This is a genomic window from Arthrobacter sp. Y3223151, assembly GCF_059091125.1.
Genome location: NZ_JBNHGI010000009.1, coordinates 109,703 through 130,537 on the forward strand (window position 1 = coordinate 109,703; position 20,835 = coordinate 130,537).

A 20,835-nucleotide genomic window follows, 5' to 3' on the forward strand; every position below is an offset into this window, starting at 1 on the left:
TGCCGCCTGTAGTACACTGGACGAAGCAGTTTTCCGTCCATGACGCATGTCCGGACGGAGGCTGACTACGCGTGTCTGAAATCCATCGGCTTGATCTTAGCGATGGAAGTGTGCCCAGGCGGTCCGGGAAACCGGTCCGGGCACATGCGCCGCCGAGCCGGCGGCGCCGACAGACGCCAGGAGCTTAGCCCGCCGGGCGACAAGCTAACAACCGTCTACAGGCAGCAGCCCAGGCCCAGCCCGGTGCTGCCGGAAGGAGTGACGACATGCCAGTCGTTACCATGCGCCAGCTGCTCGACAGCGGCGTACATTTCGGTCACCAGACCCGCCGTTGGAACCCGAAGATGAAGCGCTTCATCTTCACCGAGCGCAACGGCATTTACATCATCGACCTGCAGCAGTCGCTGTCCTACATCGACCGCGCCTACGAGTTCGTCAAGGCCACGGTCGCCCACGGCGGCACCGTCCTGTTCGTCGGCACCAAGAAGCAGGCCCAGGAAGCAATCGCCGAGCAGGCCACCCGTGTCGGCCAGCCGTATGTCAACCAGCGCTGGCTCGGCGGCATGATGACCAACTTCCAGACCGTCTCCAAGCGCATCTCGCGCCTGAAGGAACTCGAAGAAATCAACTTCGACGACGTCGCTGCCTCCGGCCGCACCAAGAAGGAACTGCTGCTGCTGCAGCGCGAGAAGACCAAGCTGGAAACCACGCTGGGCGGCATCCGCAACCTCACCAAGACCCCTTCGGTCATGTGGGTTGTCGACACCAAGAAGGAACACCTCGCCATCGACGAGGCCCAGAAGCTCGGCATCCCCGTGGTGGCCATCCTGGACACCAACTGCGATCCGGACGAAGTCGACTTCCCCATCCCGGGCAACGACGACGCCATCCGCTCCGTCAACCTGCTGACCCGCGTGATCGCCGACGCCGTTGCCGAGGGCCTCATCGCCCGCAACAACCGCGCCGCAGGCAACACCGAAGCGCCGGCCGAGCCGATGGCCGAGTGGGAGCGCGAACTGCTCGAGGGCTCGACCGAAGCTCCCGCCGCGGAAGCTCCCGCCGCCGAAGCTCCGGCCGCCGAAGCTGCCGCTGAGGCTCCCGCCGCCGAGGCCCCGGCCGCCGAAGCCCCGGCTGCCGAAGCACCCGCCGCGGACACCGAGAAGTAAATCCGACTCACCGGGGGCGCCTTGCGCGCCGCCGGACTTCCGCTGGCGGCCAGGCCTGGCTCAGGCCGGCCGCCAGCGGCACCGAACACTACTTAATACGGGAGGACTGGAGTCCAAATGGCGAACTACACCGCTGCTGATATCAAGGCCCTGCGCGAGCGCACCGGCGCCGGCATGATGGATGTCAAGAAGGCCCTGGACGAGGCCAATGGAGATGCCGAGAAGGCCATTGAGCTGATCCGCATCAAGGGACTGAAGGGCGCCACCAAGCGCGAAGGCCGCTCCACCGCCGAAGGCCTGGTGGCCGCCAAGGTCATCGACGGAACCGTCGGCGTCATGATCGAGGTCAACTGCGAGACCGACTTCGTCGCCAAGTCCGCCAAGTTCATCGAACTCGCTGACAAGGTTCTGGCCACGGCGGTTGAGTCCGGCGCCGCCGAGCTCGACGCCCTGCTGGCCGCCGACGTCGACGGCAAGCCGCTGGGCGACTTCGTCGTCGAGGAAGGCGCCGTGCTGGGCGAGAAGGTTGTCGTCCGCCGGGTTGCCCGCGTCGAAGGCAAGACCGTCGATGCCTACCTGCACAAGACTTCCAAGGACCTGCCGGCACAGGTCGGTGTCCTCTTCGCCGTCGACGGCGAAGGCGAGGCGGCCTTCGAGGCAGCCCACGACATCGCCGTGCACAGCGCGGCCTACGCCCCGGCCTACCTGACCCGCGAAGAGGTCCCGGCCGAGACCGTGGAGAACGAGCGCCGCATCGCCGACGAGACCGCCCGCGCCGAGGGCAAGCCCGAGGCAGCACTCGCGAAGATCGTCGAGGGCCGGCTGAACGGTTTCTTCAAGGAGATCGTGCTGCTGGACCAGCCGTTTGCCAAGGACCCGAAGCAGTCCGTCGGCAAGGTGCTGGAAGCGGCCGGTGTCAACGCCACCGCCATTGCCCGCTTCCGCGTCGGAGCGTAACCTCGGTCGCAACGTTTAGGCGAACTGGCTGATTCAGATGACGAGGGGGTGGTCACCATCGGGTGACCACTCCTTTTTCATGTCCGGATCGGCCGCGCGGCTTCAGCCGCCGGGCAGCCGCGGCCAGTCACACACTCTTTCCCCAGAACCACGCACGCCGGGAGGCACCATGGAATCCCAGAACACCCAGACCACCGCTGATACCGGGGCCAAACGCCGCCGCGTCCTGCTGAAGCTTTCGGGCGAAGTCTTCGGCGGGGGGAAGCTGGGCGTGGACCCGGACACCGTCCGGGGCGTCGCCAAGCAGATCGCCGCCACCGTCGGCCAGGTCGAAGTGGCCATCGTCGTGGGCGGCGGCAACTTCTTCCGCGGCGCCGAACTGTCGACGTCGGGCATGGACCGCTCCCGTGCCGATTACATGGGCATGCTCGGCACCGTCATGAACTGCCTGGCCCTCCAGGACTTCCTCGAGCAGGCGGGGGTGGACACCCGCGTGCAAAGCGCGATCACCATGGGGCAGATAGCCGAGGCCTACATCCCGCGGCGGGCCATCCGGCACATGGAGAAGGGCCGCGTGGTCATCTTCGGCGCCGGCGCCGGCCTGCCCTATTTCTCCACCGACACCGTGGCTGCCCAGCGCGCACTCGAGGTGCACGCCGACGTCGTGCTCATGGCGAAGAACGGCGTGGACGGCGTCTACACGGCCGACCCGAAGAAAGACCCTGCCGCCGAGAAGCTCGACACGCTGACCTATGACGAAGCCATGCGCCGGAATATCCGGGTGATGGACCAGACCGCCTTCAGCCTGTGCCGCGACAACAAGCTGTCCATGGTGGTCTTCGGGATGGAGGGCGAAGGCAACGTGACCCGTGCCATTCTGGGCGAACAGATCGGCACCTACGTCACCGCCTGACTGGCGCCGGGCCGTCCGCCGGATAGCCTAGGATGGAAAGCAAGGCCAGGACCGCGGGCATCGCGGAGTGAATGAAGGACGTGAAGGAGAGACCGTGATAGACGAGACGCTGCGCGAAGCTGCCGAGAAGATGGACAAGGCAGTCGAAGTGGCCAAGGAAGACTTCGCCACCATCCGCACCGGCCGCGCCAATCCGGCACTGTTCTCCAAGGTCACGGTCGACTACTACGGCACGCCGACCCCGCTGCAGCAGTTGGCGTCCTTCCAGAACCCCGAACCGCGCACCCTGCTGATCACGCCGTACGACAAGGCGGCGCTGAACGACATCGAGAAGGCGCTGCGCGATTCGGATGTGGGCGCCAACCCGGCCAACGACGGCGTGGTGATCCGCGTTGTCCTGCCGGAACTGACCCAGGAACGCCGCAAGGAGTACGTCAAGGTCGTGCGGGGCAAGGCCGAAGACGCGAAGGTCTCCATTCGCAACATCCGCCGCAAGGCGATGGACACCATCGGCAAGCTGGTCAAGGACGGCGAGGTCGGCGAGGACGAAGGCAACAGGGCCGAAAAGGAACTGGACGCCCGGACCAAGTCGCACACCGACAACGTGGACGAGCTCCTCAAGCGCAAGGAAGCCGAGCTGCTCGAGGTCTGATGAGTACGGACCAGCCTCAACCCATGGCTGGCGATACGCCGGCTCCGGCGGCTGGTCCGGGACAGCGGCCGGCAGAACCCGGACGGCGGGCGCTGCGTGCCGCCGCCAAGCCTTCCCGTGCCGGGCGCAATCTGCCGGCAGCCATCGTCGTCGGACTCTCGCTGCTCATCGTTGTCCTGGTGGGCCTTTTCCTCCTGCCCGATGCCTTCGTGGTGCTGGTGGCCGGCTTCTCGGCCGTGGGCGTGTGGGAGGTTTCCCGCGCCCTGACGGTCAAGAACATCAAGGTGCCACTGCCGCCGCTGTTCGCGGGTGCCCTCGCGATGCCCGTGGCCGCCTATTACGGCGGGCCGGAGGGGCTGGCCTTCGCCCTGGTCGCCTCCTGCGTCGCCCTGATGGTCTGGAAGTGCCTGGACAGTACCGACGGCGCGGTCAGCAGCGTGCTCAGCGGTACCTTCATCCTCTGCTGGGTACCCTTTTTCATCAGCTTCTCGCTGCTGTTGCTGCTGGAGGAGTCCGGCGCCCTGAAGGTGGCCACCATGCTGCTGCTGGTGGTCTCCAACGACACCTTCGGGTACCTCATCGGGGTGTTCTTCGGGAAGCACCCGATGGCGCCGAAGATCAGCCCCAAGAAGTCGTGGGAAGGGTTTGCCGGTTCGGTCGGCGGAGCCGTCCTGGTCGGCGTCCTGTGCTCGGTGCTGGTGCTGGACCTGCAGTGGTGGTTCGGGCTCGTCCTGGCCGTGGCCACCGTGGCCGCCTCCACCGTGGGCGACCTGGCCGAATCGATGGTCAAGAGGGAACTTGGCATCAAGGACATGAGCAACTTCCTGCCGGGCCACGGCGGGGTGATGGACCGGCTGGATTCCATCGTGTTCGCGGCCCCGGTGGCTTTCGTGCTCGCATCGTTGCTGGCCCCGGGGGCCGTGTAGGCGCGCGGCCGCGGTTACCCGGGGCCATGCGGCGGCCCGCATAGACTGGGCACCGTAGACAAGCGGAACGTATTGAAGGAACAGGAACCACAGGACACCATGGCGCGACGAACCATTGATGCCGGCAAGGGCAGTGCCCCGTTCGACCACGTGGACCGGCGGAACTTCGGCTACAACGCACGCCAGGTGGACGACTTCCTGGGCCGGGCGCGGGAGTACTACAACAACCCCGAGCCCGACGACGCTCCCATCACCAGCCGCGATGTCCGGGCGATGACGTTCGATCCGGCCAAGGGCGGTTACGACCCGCGGGCCGTCGACGCCGCGCTGGACCGGCTGGAGGACGTCTTCGCGCAGCGGGAGCGCGACGCGCTGATCCGGCGGGACGGCGAACAGGCCTGGCTGACCCAGATCGGCCGCGTGTCGGCGATGCTGCGCGCCCGCCTGCACCGCGCCCCGGGCGAACGCTTCCGCCGGCCGGCGAAGCGGAACGCCGTCAGCTACAACGTGGAGGACGTCGACGCGCTGTGCGTCGAACTGCTGGGCTATTTCGAGCACGACCAGCCGATGAGCGTCGACGTGGTCCGCAGGGCCGTGTTCCGCGAGGCCAAGGGCAAAGACGGCTACGAGGAAAACCAGGTGGACGCGTTCCTGGACCGCGTCGTCGAGTTGATGGCCGCGATCGACTGACGGGCCGGACCTCGTTCAGTCCCCGGGACCGGGCCAGCCGGCCGGCTCCGGCCTGTCCGCCCGCTCCGGGGTGTGCAGCCGTGCCATGACCCGGGCAGTGGTGGCCGGCCTGCGCGAAGCCGTCGCGCGGGAAACGGCCACGGTCACCAGGAACGCCGCCGGAACCGTCCAGGCCGCCGGCTGTCCCAGCGGCTCGGCCCAGGCGCCCAGTTTCGGTCCCGCCACGGCAGCCGCCAGCAATGAACCGCCGCAGAGCACCGCCCCCGACACCATGCCGGCAATCGCGCCGGCATCCGTGAGGCCGCGCCACCAGATGCCTAGCAGCAAGAGCGGGCAAATGGTCGAGGCGGTGAACGCGAAGACCGTGCCCACGCTGCCGGCCAGGGCCAGCGATTCGGTGCTCAGGGCGATGCCCAGCGGCACGATGGCAGACAGCACGGCGGCCAGCCGGAAGCCCCTGACGCTGCCGCGGAACAGGTCCTGGCTCACCACCCCGGCCAGGGACACCACCAGCCCGGAGGTGGTGGAGAGGAACGCGGCGAACGCGCCCGCCACCACGCACGCGCTCAAGAGGTCGCCGGCCATGCCGTCCACAATCCGCCCCGGCAGCAACAGCACCGTGGCGTCGGACTGGCTGCCGCCGGCCAGCCGCGGGGTGTGCAGCCTGCCGAGGATGCCGTAGATGGTGGGGAAGAGGTAGAACAGCGCCAGCAGCCCGAGCACCAGTTGCGTGGTGCGGCGGGCGGCGGCACCGTCTGGATTGGTGTAGAAACGCACCAGCACGTGCGGCAGCCCCAGCGTGCCGAAAAGCAGGGCGACGATCAGCGAGATATTCCGGTACAGCGATGCATCGCCGACGACATCCAGCAACGGGTCGAAGGCCGCGCCGCCGCCGGTGGCCGACTGGCCCGAACCGGCGAGGACCAGCAGGATGAACACCACCGGGACGGCCAGGGCCGTGAGTTTCAGCCAATACTGGAAGGCCTGCACGAAGGTGATGGAGCGCATGCCGCCGGTGACCACGGACAGCACCACCACGACGACGACGGCGAGGGCGCCTGCCCAGCCCGGCAGGCCCGTGGCGATGCGCATGGTCAGGGCGGCCCCGTGCAGTTGCGGCACGATGTACAGCCAGCCGACCGCTATCACCAGCAGGCTGGTGACGCGGCGGGCGGCTGTGGAATCGAGCCGTGCCGCGGCGAAGTCGGGAATCGTGTATGCGCCGGAGCGGCGCAGCGGGGCGGCCACGAACAGCAAAAGCATCAGATAGCCGGCGGTGTATCCGACGGGGAACCAGAGCGCGTCGATGCCCGAGACCAGGATCAGCCCTGCCACGCCCAAAAAGCTTGCGGCCGAGAGGTATTCGCCGCCGATGGCCGACGCATTCCACCACGGCTTGACCGTCCTCGAGGCGACGTAGAAATCACCGGTGGTGCGGGAAATCCGCAGCCCGTAGATGCCGATCAGCACGGTGGCGGCGCAGACGGCGGCCACCGCCGCCAGCCCGGCGGCCGCGTTCACTGCCTCGTCCCCGGGTCAACCCGGTCGGCCGTCAACTCGCGGAAGCGGCGCTCGTTGCGGGCGGCCGCCCGGTTGTAGAGCGCGGCGCACGCCAGGATGATCGGGTAGATTCCGATGCCCAGCAGCAGCCAGGGGAGCGGGACGGTGAACACGGTCAGCGTGCCCGTGAGCGGTACCAGCGCGATCAGCACGGCCATGCCCAGCAGGATCAGCCCGAAACCGGCCGCCACCACGACGGCCAGGCGCAATTGGGAACGGACCAGGGACCGCACGAAGAGCTCGCCGACCTCGGACTGCTCGGCCACCTCGCGGGAGAAGGTGTAGCCGCCCGCCGGCCGGGGCGCGGCCGAACGCGGCGCGGTGACGCGGATGCGCTGCCGGAAACCGGCCGACGGAACCTGTGCATCGCCGTCGGGCAGCGGGGCGCCGCCGGGCAGCGGGACGCCGCCGTCGTCGCCAAGGGGAACCTCGCCGCGGCCGGGACCGCTGCTCATCCGCGCGGCCTCACCCGCGTGGCCTCCAGCCTGTCGCGGACGGCGGGCAGATGACGCCGGCTGACGGGCAGTTCCGCACCGCCGACCAGGAGGCTGGCCCTCCCGGCGCTGGTGCGCATCTGCTGGATTTGGTCCATCGCCACCAGGTAGGACCGGTGGATCCGGAGGTAGCCGGCGTCCGCCCACTGACGCTCCAGGTCGTTGAGCGGCACCCGGATCAGGTAGCTGGCGTCGGCCGTGTGCAGCCGGGCGTAATCGCCTTGGGCCTGCACATACTGGATCTCGTCGCGCCGGATCATCTTGGTAATGCCGCCCTGGTCAACGGTGACGACTTCAGGCTTGGCGGCGGCGCCGTCTTCCATCAGTTCGCAGATCCGGCGCACGGATTCCGCCAGCCGGTCTGCCCGCACCGGCTTGAGCAGGTAGTCCACGGCGGCCAGCTCGAAGGCCTGCAGCGCCTTGTCCTCATCGGCGGTCACGAAAACGACGGCGGGCGGGCGGCTGAAGCGGGAAATGACCTTGGCGATGTCCAGACCGGTCAGGGCCGGCATGTGGATGTCCAGAAAGAGCGCGTCCACGTCGTGACGCTCCAAGGCACGCAGCGCTTCGGCGCCGCTGGTGGCCTTGTGGACCTCCCCGATCCGGGAATCCCGGGCGAGCAGGTACGCCAGCGCCTCGACGGCGGGGGCTTCGTCATCGGCGACAACCACATTGACCATGGCCCACAGTCTATTAGGCCCCGGGGTGTAGCTCCGCGCCGGCCGCTTCAGTCCACCAGGTTCCCGGGCTGGGACTTGGGTAGCCGCAGCGTGACCAGCGTGCCGGCACCGGGCGCCGTGTCGACCACCAGGCCGTGTTCGTCGCCGTAGACCTGCCGCAGCCTCACGTCCACGTTGCGCAAACCCACATGGTCGCCTTCGGCGCGGCCGGCCAGCACGGTGCGCAGCCGGTCCGGATCCATGCCCACGCCGTCGTCTTCAATGGTCACCACGGCGTAGGCCCCGGCGTCGTGGGCGGTGATGGTGATCTGCCCCGGCCCTTCCTTGGCTTCGATCCCGTGGCGCACCGCGTTCTCCACCAAGGGCTGCAGGGAGAGGAACGGTATGACGGTGCTGAGGACTTCGGGGCCGATCTGCAGGCTGACCCTGAGCCGGTCACCGAATCGGGCCCGTTCCAGCAGCAGGTAGCGGTCGATCGATTTCAGTTCCTCCGCCAGGGTGGTGAAGTCTCCGTGCCGACGGAAGGAGTAGCGGGTGAAGTCGGCGAACTCGATCACCAGCTCCCGTGCCCGCGCCGGGTCGGTGAGGATGTAGGAGGCGATGGCGTTCAGGGCGTTGTAGATGAAGTGCGGGCTGATCTGGGCCCGGAGCGCGCGCACCTCGGCCTCCATTAGCAAGGTCCGCGAGGTGTCCAGTTCGGCCAGTTCGATCTGCGTGGCCACCCAGGCCGCGACCTCGTTGGTGGCCCGCACGAGCGACGCGGCGACGTGTCCGGTGTAGGCGCCGACGGTGCCGACCACCCGGTCCTGGACCCGGATCGGGGCGAAGACCGCTTCCGTCGGGCCGCCGTCTCGGGCGGCGGCCCCCCGCGGGACCCGGCCCTCCGGCAGCAACTGATCGCCGCGGAAGACCCGGGTGCGTCCCGATCCAATGGTCTTGCCAGCCAGGCGCAGGGCCGACTCCGGCGGCTGGCCGGCGCCGTCCCAGCCGAGCACATCGTCCAACCCGGTCAACACCAGCACCTCGGAGCCCAACAGGCCGCGCAGGTGCTTGCTCGCCTTGCCGGCGCCGGCCGGCGTCAGTCCGGCGCGCAGGTACTGGCCGGCAAGCCCCGCGGTATGCAGCGTGGCGTAGGTTGCGCGGTCGGCCTCGGAGCCAAGGTCCCGGTAGGACCGGGTCAGCTTAAAGCCCACCAGCGCGATCACCGCCACCGCCGCCGCGGCCAGGGCGGCGATGAGCGCGATGTCCACGGCCGGGCTGAGCATGCCCTCCAGCCTAGCCGCCGGACGGCCGGGCCGATTTGCAGCTCGGCGCACGGAGGTGCCGTTCACCGCAGCCGGAGAGCCGTTGGGCGACCCGACCCGCCCGGCCGCTGGCCACCGGCCCCGCCAGCTAGCAGAGTGATCGCAGTCACACACGCCACGCGTGTGCCCGAAGAGGAGGAAAAGATGGGCAACAACCCTCACCCGGACGCCGGAACCGCCGCGGCCGTGGACTTCCGAGAGGTCCAAGGCAGTCCGGAATTCACCGAGCTGCGCAGGCGCCACCGCTCATTCGTGTTCCCGATGGCAGTGGCCTTCCTGCTGTGGTACTTCGCCTACGTGCTCCTGGCCGACTACGCGCACGACTTTATGTCCACCAAGCTGTGGGGCAACATCAACGTCGGCCTGGTCCTGGGCCTGCTGCAATTCGTGAGCACCTTCGCCATCACCACCTGGTACGTCCGCTACGCCAACAGGAAGCTGGACCCGATCGCCACTGACATCCGCCGCAGCCTCGAGGACGAGGGTGTCGGCCTACCGGAGGACACCAAATGAACCACTCCGTCACCATCCCGCTGGCCGTCACGGCGGACGACATTAAGGATTCCACCTGGATCAACATCCTGATCTTCGCGCTGTTCGTCGGCGTGACGCTCGTGGTGGTGCTGCGGGCCAGCCGGAATAACAAGACCGCCGCCGACTACTACGCGGCGGGCCGGTCCTTCAGCGGCGGCCAGAACGGCACCGCCATTGCCGGCGACTACCTGTCGGCCGCATCGTTCCTGGGCATCTGCGGCGCGATCGCGATCAACGGCTACGACGGTTTCCTGTACTCGATCGGCTTCCTGGTGGCGTGGCTGGTGGCCCTGCTGCTGGTGGCCGAACTGCTGCGCAACACCGGCAAGTTCACCATGGCAGATGTGCTCTCCTTCCGGCTGCGGCAGCGCCCGGTGCGGATCGCCGCGGCCATCACCACGCTGGCGGTGTGTTTCTTCTACCTGCTGGCGCAGATGGCCGGCGCCGGCGGCCTTGTCTCGCTGCTGATCGGCATCGACTCCAAGCTGGGACAGTCCCTGGTGATCACCGTCGTCGGCGCGCTGATGATCCTCTACGTCCTGGTCGGCGGCATGAAGGGCACCACCTGGGTCCAGATCATCAAGGCCTGCCTGCTGATCGCCGGTGCGTTCATCATGACCGTCTGGGTGCTGGCACTGCACGGCTTCAACCTGTCCGAGCTGCTGGGTGCCGCCGTGGATACCGCCGGCAACCCCGAGCTGCTCAATCCGGGCCTGCAGTACGGGGTCTCGGAGGCGTCCAAGCTGGACTTCATCTCGCTGGCGCTGGCCCTGGTGCTGGGCACCGCGGCCCTGCCGCACGTGCTGATGCGCTTCTACACCGTGCCCACGGCCAAGGAGGCCCGCCGGTCCGTGGTCTGGGCCATCTGGCTGATCGGCGCGTTCTACCTGTTCACCCTGGTGCTGGGCTACGGCGCCGCGGCCCTGATCGGCCCGGAAGCCATCAAGAGCGCGCCGGGCGGGGTCAACTCCGCCGCGCCGCTGCTGGCCTTCGCGCTCGGCGGCCCCGTGCTGCTGGGGCTGATCTCCGCGGTCGCATTCGCCACCATCCTGGCGGTGGTGGCCGGCCTGACCATCACCGCGGCCGCCTCCTTCGCGCACGATATCTACGCGAACGTGGTGCGCAAGGGACAGGTCGACTCGGCCGGCGAGGTCAAGGTGGCCCGCCGCACGGTGGTGGTCATCGGCGTCGTCTCCATCCTTGGCGGCATCGGCGCGCAGGGCCAGAACGTGGCCTTCCTCGTGGCCCTGGCGTTCGCGGTGGCCGCCTCCGCCAACCTGCCCACCATCGTCTACTCGCTGTTCTGGAAGCGCTTCACCACCCAGGGTGCGGTGTGGAGCATGTACGGCGGCCTGGGCGCGGCCATCGTCCTGATCGCGTTCTCCCCGGTGGTCTCCGGAAAGGAGACGTCGATGATCCCCGGCGCGGACTTCGCCATCTTCGGCCTGAACAACCCGGGCATCGTCTCCATCCCGCTCGCGTTCTTCCTGGGCTGGCTGGGAACCGTGCTGGACAAGAACCGCGAGGACGCGTCCAAGCAGGCCGAAATGGAGGTCCGCTCGCTCACCGGCGTCGGAGCGGAGAAGGCCACGGTTCACTGAGACGACGACGGCGGCGCGCGCCTGCTGCGGCGCGCCGCTACAGATAACATTGCGGGCCCGGCGGCCGATTGCCGGGCCCGCAGCCATGCGGGTCGGATGGCGTTAGCCGGTTGCCCGGGCCCCGCGGGAGAGCAGCGGTTCCATCCGGAACGGGATCAGTTCGTGCATGGCCAGCGACGTGTCGGTCCGCTCCACGCCGTCGATCGCCAGGATCTTGCCGTTGACGCGGAACAGGTCCTCGGCGCCCTCCGAGACGACGCGGGCCAGGATATCCGCCTGGCCCGTGATGCCGATTGCTTCGAGTACCTCCGGAATGCGGGCCAACTCGTCGGTGATTTGTTGCAGTTTCGGCTGGTGCACGTGGATGTGGATGAAGGCCGCCAGCGGGTAGCCCACGGCGGCCGGATTGATCCGCCGGTCGAAGGAAAGGAACACCTGGTCCTTTTCCAGCCGGGCCATGCGCGCCTGCACCGTGTTGCGGGACAGGCCCAGGATCTGCGCCAGGGCCACGACGGTCCGGCGCGGATCCTGCGTCAGGGCTCCCAGTAACCGCAGGTCGGTGCCGTCCAGATTCCGCATAATGCGCAGAATAGCACGGGCTGCCCGGCCCCGACAGGGCATCCTGCTCAGTTTTTGTCAGGATCATTGCGCTACTTGCGGGATGTGAGTAGTGTCACAGTCAACCGCGGGCAAAGGTGCAGGCGGGGCTGTCCGGCGCCGGGAGGTCCACAAGACCTTCCCGGCCCTGAAGACGCAAAGGGAGTGTCGCAAGTGTCCTTACCAGGCACGGACCCGGCCGGTCCGCATCACCAGGAAAGCTACATCCAACTGCTCGCGCCGGACGGTACGCGGGTCCCCAGCGGGGAGTTCGACCCCTGGCTGGAGGATATCGACGGCGACCGACTCGCCGGCCTCTACCAGGACATGGTGGTCGTCCGCCGCCTGGACCAGGAAGCCACCGCCTTGCAGCGGCAGGGGGAGCTCGCCTTGTGGCCGCCGCTGCTGGGGCAGGAAGCGGCCCAGATCGGCTCCGGCCGCGCCCTGCGCAAGGACGACTTCGTCTTCTCCAGCTACCGGGAAAACGGCGTCGCGTACTGCCGCGGCGTGGACCTGACCGACATGATCCGCGTCTGGCGCGGCAACAGACCCTCCGGCTGGGACCCCTACGAGATCAACATGGCCACCCCGCAGGTCATCATCGGCGCCCAAACGCTGCACGCCACCGGCTATGCCATGGCGGTCAAGTTCGACGGCGACGACGCCGTGGCGGTGACGTTTTTCGGCGACGGCGCCACCAGCCAGGGCGACGTGAACGAGGCCATGGTGTTTGCCGCCAGCTTCCAGGCACCGGTGATCTTCTTCTGCCAGAACAACCAGTGGGCGATCTCCGAACCGGTGTCACTGCAGGCCCAGGGCAAACTGTCCGACCGGGCGCCCGGATTCGGCATTCCCAGTTACCGGGTGGACGGCAACGATGTCCTGGCCTGCCTGGCAGTGACGCGCCGGGCCTTGGAGCACGCGCGCAGCGGCGGCGGCCCCGCCTTCATCGAAGCGGTCACCTACCGGATGGGACCGCACACGACGGCGGACGATCCCACCCGCTACCGCGACGCGAACGAGCTGGAGGATTGGAAGAGCCGGGATCCGATCGACCGGCTGGCCGCCCACCTGGCGGCCGAGGGCCTGTTGGACGAGGGCCTGCAACAGCGGGTCCGGGACGCGGCCGACCGGGCCGCGGCCGAGATGCGGGCCGGCTGCACGGGCATGGCCGACCCTGCGGATTTGGAGCTGTTCGAGAACGTCTACGCGGCGCCGCACCCCGTGCTGGCGGAACAACGCGCGCACTACGAGCGCTATCTTGATTCGTTCGACGCTGCCGAGGGAGGCCGCTGATGACCACCATGACGTTTGGACGCGCCATCAACACCGGGCTGCGCAAGGCCCTGGAGAACGACCCCAGGGTGGTGATCATCGGCGAGGACATCGGAGCGTTGGGCGGGGTGTTCCGCATCACCGACGAACTGCAGAAAGACTTCGGCGCCCACCGGGTGATCGACGCCCCGCTGGCCGAGTCCGCGATCCTGGGCACCGCCGTCGGGATGGCCTACCGGGGCTACCGGCCGGTGTGCGAAATCCAGTTCGACGGCTTCATCTACCCGGCGTTCGACCAGATTGTCAGCCAGGTAGCCAAGCTGCACTACCGCACCCGCGGCCGGGTCAAGATGCCGCTGACCATTCGGGTGCCCTTCGGCGGCGGCATCGGCGCGGCCGAACACCACTCCGAATCCCCGGAGGCGTATTTCACCCACACCTCCGGGCTGCGGGTGGTGGCAGTGTCCAACCCGCAGGACGCCTGCACGATGATCCAGCAGGCCATCGCCGCCGACGATCCGGTGGTCTACTTCGAGCCGAAGCGGCGGTACCACACCAAGGGCGAAGTGGACGAGAATGCGCTGGAGTCCGCCCTGCCGATGGGCAGCGCCCGGGTGGAGGTGCCCGGGTCCGACGTGACCCTGGTGGCCTACGGCGCGCTGGTCCAGACGGCGCGGGAGGCGGCCCAGGCCGCCGAGGACGACGGCGTGTCGGTGGAAGTCATCGACCTGCGCTCGCTGTCGCCGCTGGACTTTCCCACCGTGGAGGCCTCGGTGCGCAAGACGGGCCGCCTGGTGATCACGCACGAGGCGGCCCGGACCGGCGGGCTCGGCGCGGAGATCGCGGCCAGCCTGACCGAGCGCTGCTTCTATCATCTGGAACACGCTCCCGTGCGGATCGCCGGGATGGACATTCCCTACCCTCCGGCCAAGCTGGAGCGGCATCACCTCCCGGACCTGGACCGCATCCTGGACGGGGTGGACCGGGCGCTCGGCAGGCCCAACTCGCTGACCGGACTGGAGGACTGAAGCCGTGGGGATCAAGGTATTCAAGTTGCCGGACCTGGGCGAGGGGCTCACCGAGTCGGAGATCGTCAGCTGGAGCGTGGCGGAGGGCGACGCGGTCCAGCTCAACCAGATCCTGGGCGAGGTGGAAACCGCCAAGGCCGTGGTCGAGCTGCCCTCGCCGTTCGCCGGGGTGGTCCGGACCCTGCATGAGGTACCCGGCACCACGGTCAGCGTGGGCGAGCCGATCGTCTCCATCGAGGTGGAAGACGCGGGGCAGAGCGACGACGGCGCGAAGGCCGCCGGAAGGCCGCCGGAACCGCGCCGCGAGGCGAACCTGGTGGGGTACGGTGCTGCCGCCGAAGGGAACGGGCGGCCGGCCCGGCGCCCGCGCAAGACCGGAGGGGCGGCGGCCACCGCGGCGGTGCCGGCCGCCTACCCGGCGACCCTGGCCGGGCGCGCACCGGACACGGAGCCCGCCGGAGCCGCGAATGGTGCGGTTGCCGCCCGGCCGGCCGGGGCGCCCGGCGAGGCCGCGGCCGAACCGTCCGGGAAGATCCCGGAGCGGCCACGCTCCACCCCGCCGGTCCGGAAGCTGGCGAAGGACCTCGGCGTCGAGCTCGCACGGGTGGCCGGGACCGGCGAACGGGGCCTGATCACCCGCGACGACGTCCTGGCCTTCCACGAGGCGGCCGCAGCGGCCCCGGCCGTCGCGGCCCGGGGCGCCGTGTCCGGAACGGCCGGCGGCTGGCTCGGCGGCGCCGCGGAGGCCGAGACGCGGATCCCGGTCAAGGGCGTACGGAAGCACACCGCCGCCGCCATGGTGGCCAGTGCCTTCACCGCCCCGCATGCGTCCTCGTTCCTCACCGTCGACGCGACGGAGAGCATGGAATTGATCCGGCGGCTCAAGGCGGGCAAGGCGTTCGCCGGGCTGAAACTCACGCCGCTGACCATCACCGCCAAAGCCCTGTGCCTGGCGCTGGAGCGCCGCCCCGAGCTGAACTCCCGCTGGGACGGGGACGCCGGCGAGATCGTGCGGCAGAACTACGTGAATCTGGGCATCGCCGCGGCGACCCCGCGCGGGCTGACCGTGCCGAACATCAAGGACGCGCACCGGATGGACCTGCACCGGCTGGCCGAGGCCCTGGGGGAGCTGACCGAGACGGCACGTGCCGGCAGGACCGCCCCGGCCGAACTGCGCGGGGGGACCATCTCCATCACCAACATCGGGGTGTTCGGCATCGACGCCGGAACGCCGATCCTGAACCCGGGGGAGTCGGCCATCCTGGCCCTCGGCGCGGTGCGCCGGCAGCCGTGGGAATACCGGGGTGAGGTGGCGCTGCGCGACGTGGTGACGCTCAGCCTGTCCTTCGACCACCGCGTGGTGGACGGGGAGCAGGCGGGGCGCTTCCTCGCCGACATCGGCACCATCCTGTCGGACCCGGCCATGGTGCTGGCCATGGTGTGATCAGCCCGGCCATGGTGCTGGCCATGGTGTGATCAGGGTTCAAAGCCGGCTCAGGCCAGTTCGAGGATCTCCTCGGTGACCACGGCGCCGCGGGCGTTGGCGAAGCCCTGGGCCTCGCCGACGGTCCGGAAGCCGAGCTTGTGCAGGACCTTGACCGAGCCAAGGTTGTCCTTGACCACCCTGGCCCGGATGGGACGCGCGGAAAATTCCCGCAGGAAGGCCTCGACGGCCGCGGTGGTGACGCCCTTGCCCCACTGCGACTTCGCCGTCCAGTAGCTCAGTTCCGGGTACCCCTCGTTGGGGTAGGCCAGCACGCTGCCCACCACCTCGCCGTCGACGGTGACGGTGCGCACGGTGATGGACTCGTCGTCGAGCAGGCTCTGCCAGTGAAGATCAAACACGCCGCGGTCAGACGGATTCCGGGCGGCAAACGCCGCCATATGGTTGGCGTCGGGATCCTGCTGGTACTCGAAGAACTCGTCGAGGTCGGCAGGTTCTACAGGACGAAGCTCAATCACAGCAGACCTTTCGGCTAGTTGGTGTCTGATACACCCTACTCGGCTTTCAACGCGGCCCAAGCCATTTGTTCCAGCAGATTGCGGCGCCAGGCTTCCCGCGGCTGCCGGCTCCGATGGGTCGAATGCGGCGTGGAGTTGATCAGTCCGAAGACCGCGTGTGCGCGGACCCGCAACTGCGCCGCGTCCGCCTCCGGCAGCAGCCGCGCCAGCACGGAAACCCACACCTCCACATAGGTGCGCTGCAGCGTCCGGACCAGCGCCGAATCCTCGGCGGGCAGGCTGTCCAGGTCCCGGTCGTGGACCCGGATGACGTCGGGATGCTTCAAGGCAAAGTCCACGTGGAAGGCGACCAGGCCGCGGAGCGCCTCCTCGGCGTCCTGCTGGCCGGCCGCCACGTCCTGGCCGCCGTCGAGCAGGTCCTGGCTGACGCCCGTGAGCAGCGCCGCCAGTACCGCATGTTTGCTCTCGAAATGCCGGTAGACGGCCGGCCCGCTGACGCCGGCCGCCGAGCCGAGGTCTTCGATGGAGACGCCGTTGAAGCCGCGCTCGGCAAAGAGGCGGGCGGCGGCGTCCAGCAGTGCGGCCCTGCGGGTGGCCTTGGCCAGGCTGCGGCCGGTCTGGCGCGTCCCGGCGGCGGCATGCGGTGCTGTGGGCATGGATCGGTTCCCTCGAGAAGGTGCTGAATAAGTGCTGGACAAGACACTTAACGGCCACTAGCCTGATTTCAGTTAGTACAGACTAACCAAAATGCGTCCTGCAGGCCAGTTGCCCGGAGCGGGCGGCGGGCCGGACGCGCGACGGCTTCGGCCAGGAAGGTGTCGATGGAGACACTGGCTTCCCGGGTGGACACTACCAGTGACAGCTTCCGGGCCAACGACGAGCAGCAGCGCCGGCTGGCTGCCGACCTGCACGCCCGGCTGGCGTCGGTGGCGGCGGGCGGGCCGGAGAGCTCGCGCCGGCGCCATCTGGAACGGGGCAAGCTGTTGCCGCGGGACAGGGTCGACACGCTGCTGGACGAGGGCAGCCCGTTCCTGGAGATCGCGCCGCTGGCCGCCGAGGGAATGTACGACGGCGATTCGCCGGGGGCGGGGATGATCGCCGGCATCGGCCTGGTGCACGGCCGCCACGTGCTGGTGGTCTGTAACGATGCGACCGTCAAGGGCGGGACCTACTATCCGATGACGGTCAAGAAACACCTGCGCGCCCAGGAGGTGGCGCTGGAGAACAACCTGCCGTGCATCTACCTGGTCGACTCCGGCGGCGCGTTCCTGCCCAAGCAGGACGACGTCTTCCCGGACCGCGAGCACTTCGGCCGGATCTTCTATAACCAGGCCCGGATGTCGGCGGCTAAAATCCCGCAGATCGCCGCGGTGCTCGGTTCCTGCACGGCCGGCGGCGCCTACGTTCCGGCGATGAGCGACGAAACCGTGATCGTCCGCGGCCAGGGCACCATCTTCCTGGGTGGCCCGCCGCTGGTGAAGGCGGCCATCGGCGAAGTTGTCACCGCGGAGGAACTCGGCGGCGGCGAGCTGCATGCGCGGACCTCGGGGGTGACCGACCACCTGGCCGAGAACGATGTGCACGCGCTGGAGATTGTCCGCGACATCGTGGCCACGCTCCCGTGCCGGGCGCCGGCCTGGGAGACGGCGCCCGTGGAGGCCCCGGCGGCCGACCCGCAGGAAATCTACGGATCCGTTCCGGTGGACGTCAACGCCGCCTACGACGTCCGCGAGGTCATCGCCCGGCTGGTGGACGGCAGCCGCTTCCACGAGTTCAAGCGGGAGTACGGCACCACGCTGGTCACCGGGTTCGCCCGGCTCCACGGGCATCAGGTGGGCATCGTGGCGAACAACGGCGTGCTCTTTTCCGAATCTGCCCTCAAGGGCGCGCACTTCATTGAACTCTGCGACCAGCGCGGCATCCCGCTGGTTTTCCTGCAGAACCTCTCCGGCTTCATGGTGGGCCGCGACTACGAGGCCGGCGGCATCGCCAAGCACGGCGCCAAGATGGTGACCGCCGTCGCGACCGCTCGGGTGCCGAAGCTGACCGTGGTGATCGGCGGGTCCTTCGGCGCCGGCAACTATTCCATGTGCGGCCGCGCGTACTCGCCGCGCTTCCTCTGGATGTGGCCGGCCGCGCGCATCTCGGTGATGGGCGGCAACCAGGCCTCCTCGGTCCTGGCCACCGTCAAACGGGACCAGTTGGAAGCCCGCGGGGAGGAGTGGAGCGCCGAGGCCGAGGAGGCGTTCAAGGCCCCCATCCGGGAGCAGTACGAAGCGCAGGGCAACCCGTATTACTCCACCGCCCGGCTCTGGGACGACGGGATCATCGACCCGGCGCAGACCCGGACCGTGCTCGGCCTCGCCCTCGACGTCTGCGCCAACAGTCCCTTGCCCGAGACCGCCTTCGGCCTGTTCAGGATGTGATCAGAGTGTTCGAAACCGTCCTGGTTGCCAACCGCGGCGAAATCGCCTGCCGGGTCATCCGCACGCTGCGCGCCATGGGCATCCGGTCCGCGGCCGTCTATTCGGACGCCGACGCCGGGGCCCGCCACGTGCGCGAGGCCGACATCGCGGTGCGGATCGGGCCCGCCCCGGCCGCCGAGAGCTACTTGCGCATCGACGCGGTGATCGAAGCCTGCAAGGCCACGGGCGCCGAGGCCGTCCACCCCGGCTACGGCTTCCTCAGCGAGAACGTGGCGTTCGCCCAGGCGCTGGAGGCCGCCGGCATCGTGTTCATCGGACCCAACGTGGGGGCGATCGGGATCATGGGGGACAAGATCCGCTCCAAGAACCACGTGGCATCGTATGGGGTCCCGGTCATTCCCGGGATCGCGGAACCGGGGCTGGACGACGACGGGCTGGTCCGGGCCGCCGAAGAGGTCGGCTACCCGCTGTTGATCAAGCCGTCGGCCGGCGGCGGCGGCAAGGGGATGATGGCCGTGCAGCGGCCCGAGGAACTGCGCGCCGCGCTCGCCGCCGGGCGCCGGGTGGCCGCCTCCGCCTTCGGCGACGACACGCTCTTCCTCGAGCGGCTGATCGCCCGGCCGCGGCACATCGAGGTGCAGGTGCTGTGCGACCGGCACGGCAACGCCATCCACCTCGGGGAGCGCGAATGCTCGCTGCAGCGCCGGCACCAGAAAGTGATCGAGGAGGCCCCGTCGTCGCTGCTCGACGCTGTCACCCGCGCCAGGATCGGCGAGGCGGCCTGCAACGCCGCCCGCTCGGTGGACTACACCGGGGCCGGAACGGTGGAGTTCCTGGTCTCCGACGACGCGCCCGACGAGTTTTTCTTCATGGAGATGAACACCCGGCTGCAGGTGGAACACCCGGTCACCGAGCTGGTGACCGGCCTGGACCTGGTGGAGTGGCAGGTGCGCATCGCGGCCGGCGAGGTGCTCGCGCCGGCGCAGTCCGACGTCGTGCTGACGGGACACGCGGTGGAGGCGCGCGTCTACGCGGAGGATCCCTCGCAGCAGTTCCTGCCCTCGGCGGGCACGGTGCTGGCCCTGGAGGAAGCCGCCGGGGAGGGCCTCCGGGTGGACAGTTCGCTGCTGCCCGGACTGGTCATCCCCTCCGACTACGACCCGTTGCTGTCCAAGGTGATCGCCTGGGGCGAGGACCGGCAGCAGGCCCTGGCACGGCTGGACGGTGCGCTCGCCGACACCATGGTGCTCGGCATCCATACCAACATCGAGCACCTCCGCAGCCTGCTGGCCGACGAGGACGTGCGGGCCGGGCGGCTGGACACCACGCTGATCGACCGAAAGATCGAACACCAGCAGTTCCGCCGGCCCGGTGACGCCGAACTGTCCGTGGCCGCCGTGGACTGGCTGCTCCGGCAACAGGGCGCGCGCATCCAGGCATGCGCGGCCGGCGGGGCGGGGTCCGCCTGGCGGAGCGAGGGCTGGCGGCTGAGCGGGCCGCGCCCGGGCACCGTCAGCTTCGACCTCGGCGGCGGAGAGCGCCGCGAGGTGACGGTGGCCTGGACGGGGGACGCGGCCGCCGGGGGGCCCGCCGGTGCCGTGGTGACGGCCGGCGGCGGCAGCTACGCCGTCGTGCTGGATCGGGCCGGGCACGCGGCGGAGGTCGACGGACTCCGCCGGCCGCTGCGCCACGCGTTCGGCGCAGACGGCACGATCTGGCTGGGCGACGCCGGCTGGTCGGCCCGGGTGACCGTCCGCGGCCGGGAGCGGCGGCTCGCCGATGCCCTCGCGGGGGTCCGCCAGGCCGAGGGGGAGGCATCACCCGAGGTGCGCTCGCCGATGCCCGGGACGGTGACGTCCGTGGCGGTGGCCAACGGCGAGCGTGTGGTGGCCGGCCAGCCGCTGTTGACGGTGGAAGCGATGAAGATGGAACACCAGCTGAGCGCCGCGATCGCCGGCGAGGCCAGCATCAACCTCAAGCCCGGCGACCTGGTCAAGGCCGGCCAGATCGTCGCCGTCGTGCGGGCAGCGGATCCTGTCCCCGAAGAACCTGAACAGAAAGGGGCATGAC

General features: G+C 69.2%; 20 protein-coding genes. 13 read left to right on the top strand and 7 right to left on the bottom strand.

The window, feature by feature from the left end; translation table 11 throughout:
• Positions 1-266: 266 nt before the first annotated feature.
• The 6 genes from rpsB to AC5RUP_RS13105 all read left to right on the top strand — a co-directional run bounded on the left by rpsB (position 267) and on the right by AC5RUP_RS13105 (position 5,304).
• On the top strand, positions 267-1,166 hold the full coding sequence (gene rpsB, locus AC5RUP_RS13080; protein WP_494158628.1) for a 30S ribosomal protein S2: 900 nt from the start codon (positions 267-269) through the stop codon (positions 1,164-1,166).
• A 117-nt stretch (positions 1,167-1,283) separates the two neighbouring features.
• Complete coding sequence (tsf, locus tag AC5RUP_RS13085) at positions 1,284-2,123, top strand: translation elongation factor Ts (protein WP_494154479.1); 840 nt, start codon at positions 1,284-1,286, stop codon at positions 2,121-2,123.
• Positions 2,124-2,292: 169 nt separating this feature from the next.
• Positions 2,293-3,036, top strand: coding sequence for a UMP kinase (gene pyrH / locus AC5RUP_RS13090; RefSeq protein ID WP_493988119.1), 744 nt, complete (start codon positions 2,293-2,295; stop codon positions 3,034-3,036).
• Between the two features lie 94 nt (positions 3,037-3,130).
• Positions 3,131-3,688 (top strand): ribosome recycling factor, encoded by a 558-nt coding sequence (gene frr, locus AC5RUP_RS13095; RefSeq protein WP_494154478.1) that lies wholly within the window; start codon positions 3,131-3,133, stop codon positions 3,686-3,688.
• A gap of 23 nt (positions 3,689-3,711) precedes the next feature.
• Positions 3,712-4,614 carry a phosphatidate cytidylyltransferase gene (locus AC5RUP_RS13100; RefSeq protein WP_494154477.1) on the top strand — a complete coding sequence of 301 codons (903 nt, stop codon included), beginning with the start codon at positions 3,712-3,714 and terminating at the stop codon, positions 4,612-4,614.
• A 99-nt stretch (positions 4,615-4,713) separates the two neighbouring features.
• Positions 4,714-5,304: a DivIVA domain-containing protein gene (locus AC5RUP_RS13105; RefSeq protein ID WP_494068032.1), complete on the top strand. Its 591-nt coding sequence runs from the start codon at positions 4,714-4,716 to the stop codon at positions 5,302-5,304.
• A gap of 15 nt (positions 5,305-5,319) precedes the next feature.
• Here AC5RUP_RS13105 and AC5RUP_RS13110 read toward each other — a convergent pair whose 3' ends face one another.
• Genes AC5RUP_RS13110 through AC5RUP_RS13125 form a run of 4 tightly spaced genes read right to left on the bottom strand, consistent with a single transcriptional unit; the run spans position 5,320 to position 9,303 of the window.
• Positions 5,320-6,825, bottom strand: a complete 1,506-nt coding sequence (locus AC5RUP_RS13110; RefSeq protein WP_494154476.1) for a sodium/solute symporter — start codon at positions 6,823-6,825, stop codon at positions 5,320-5,322.
• Complete coding sequence (locus AC5RUP_RS13115; protein WP_494158629.1) at positions 6,822-7,319, bottom strand: DUF485 domain-containing protein; 498 nt, start codon at positions 7,317-7,319, stop codon at positions 6,822-6,824. Before AC5RUP_RS13115 ends, AC5RUP_RS13110 begins: the two co-directional genes overlap by 4 nt.
• Positions 7,316-8,038: a LytR/AlgR family response regulator transcription factor gene (locus tag AC5RUP_RS13120; RefSeq protein ID WP_494133267.1), complete on the bottom strand. Its 723-nt coding sequence runs from the start codon at positions 8,036-8,038 to the stop codon at positions 7,316-7,318. Before AC5RUP_RS13120 ends, AC5RUP_RS13115 begins: the two co-directional genes overlap by 4 nt.
• Positions 8,039-8,085: 47 nt before the next feature.
• Positions 8,086-9,303: a sensor histidine kinase gene (locus AC5RUP_RS13125; protein WP_494154152.1), complete on the bottom strand. Its 1,218-nt coding sequence runs from the start codon at positions 9,301-9,303 to the stop codon at positions 8,086-8,088.
• Positions 9,304-9,486: 183 nt separating this feature from the next.
• On the opposite strand from AC5RUP_RS13125, the gene AC5RUP_RS13130 reads away from it, so the two are divergent.
• Both AC5RUP_RS13130 and AC5RUP_RS13135 read left to right on the top strand, forming a co-directional pair.
• A complete protein-coding gene (locus tag AC5RUP_RS13130; RefSeq protein WP_494068028.1) occupies positions 9,487-9,855 on the top strand; it encodes a DUF485 domain-containing protein in 369 nt (122 codons plus the stop codon).
• Complete coding sequence (locus tag AC5RUP_RS13135; RefSeq protein ID WP_494133265.1) at positions 9,852-11,477, top strand: monocarboxylic acid transporter; 1,626 nt, start codon at positions 9,852-9,854, stop codon at positions 11,475-11,477. Before AC5RUP_RS13130 ends, AC5RUP_RS13135 begins: the two co-directional genes overlap by 4 nt.
• A 102-nt stretch (positions 11,478-11,579) precedes the next feature.
• Here the strand turns inward: AC5RUP_RS13135 and AC5RUP_RS13140 are convergent, their stop codons facing one another.
• Positions 11,580-12,056 carry an Lrp/AsnC family transcriptional regulator gene (locus AC5RUP_RS13140; protein ID WP_493977699.1) on the bottom strand — a complete coding sequence of 159 codons (477 nt, stop codon included), beginning with the start codon at positions 12,054-12,056 and terminating at the stop codon, positions 11,580-11,582.
• Between the two features lie 192 nt (positions 12,057-12,248).
• On the opposite strand from AC5RUP_RS13140, the gene pdhA reads away from it, so the two are divergent.
• Genes pdhA through AC5RUP_RS13155 form a run of 3 tightly spaced genes read left to right on the top strand, consistent with a single transcriptional unit; the run spans position 12,249 to position 15,821 of the window.
• The gene (gene pdhA, locus AC5RUP_RS13145) at positions 12,249-13,370 is read left to right on the top strand and encodes a pyruvate dehydrogenase (acetyl-transferring) E1 component subunit alpha (protein ID WP_494154151.1); all 1,122 of its coding nucleotides are present in this window, start codon (positions 12,249-12,251) and stop codon (positions 13,368-13,370) included.
• Positions 13,370-14,377 (top strand): alpha-ketoacid dehydrogenase subunit beta, encoded by a 1,008-nt coding sequence (locus tag AC5RUP_RS13150; protein WP_494092364.1) that lies wholly within the window; start codon positions 13,370-13,372, stop codon positions 14,375-14,377. Before pdhA ends, AC5RUP_RS13150 begins: the two co-directional genes overlap by 1 nt.
• Positions 14,378-14,381: 4 nt before the next feature.
• Positions 14,382-15,821 carry a dihydrolipoamide acetyltransferase family protein gene (locus tag AC5RUP_RS13155; RefSeq protein WP_494158630.1) on the top strand — a complete coding sequence of 480 codons (1,440 nt, stop codon included), beginning with the start codon at positions 14,382-14,384 and terminating at the stop codon, positions 15,819-15,821.
• A 50-nt stretch (positions 15,822-15,871) separates the two neighbouring features.
• Here the strand turns inward: AC5RUP_RS13155 and AC5RUP_RS13160 are convergent, their stop codons facing one another.
• The gene (locus AC5RUP_RS13160; RefSeq protein ID WP_494092873.1) at positions 15,872-16,339 is read right to left on the bottom strand and encodes a GNAT family N-acetyltransferase; all 468 of its coding nucleotides are present in this window, start codon (positions 16,337-16,339) and stop codon (positions 15,872-15,874) included.
• A gap of 35 nt (positions 16,340-16,374) precedes the next feature.
• A complete protein-coding gene (locus AC5RUP_RS13165; RefSeq protein WP_494154734.1) occupies positions 16,375-16,995 on the bottom strand; it encodes an SACE_7040 family transcriptional regulator in 621 nt (206 codons plus the stop codon).
• Positions 16,996-17,160: 165 nt separating this feature from the next.
• Between AC5RUP_RS13165 and AC5RUP_RS13170 the strand changes: the two genes are divergently transcribed.
• Complete coding sequence (locus tag AC5RUP_RS13170) at positions 17,161-18,765, top strand: carboxyl transferase domain-containing protein (RefSeq protein WP_494154733.1); 1,605 nt, start codon at positions 17,161-17,163, stop codon at positions 18,763-18,765.
• On the top strand, positions 18,762-20,834 hold the full coding sequence (locus AC5RUP_RS13175; RefSeq protein ID WP_494158631.1) for an acetyl/propionyl/methylcrotonyl-CoA carboxylase subunit alpha: 2,073 nt from the start codon (positions 18,762-18,764) through the stop codon (positions 20,832-20,834). The genes AC5RUP_RS13170 and AC5RUP_RS13175 overlap by 4 nt, the downstream gene beginning before the upstream one ends.
• Position 20,835: the final 1 nt, after the last annotated feature.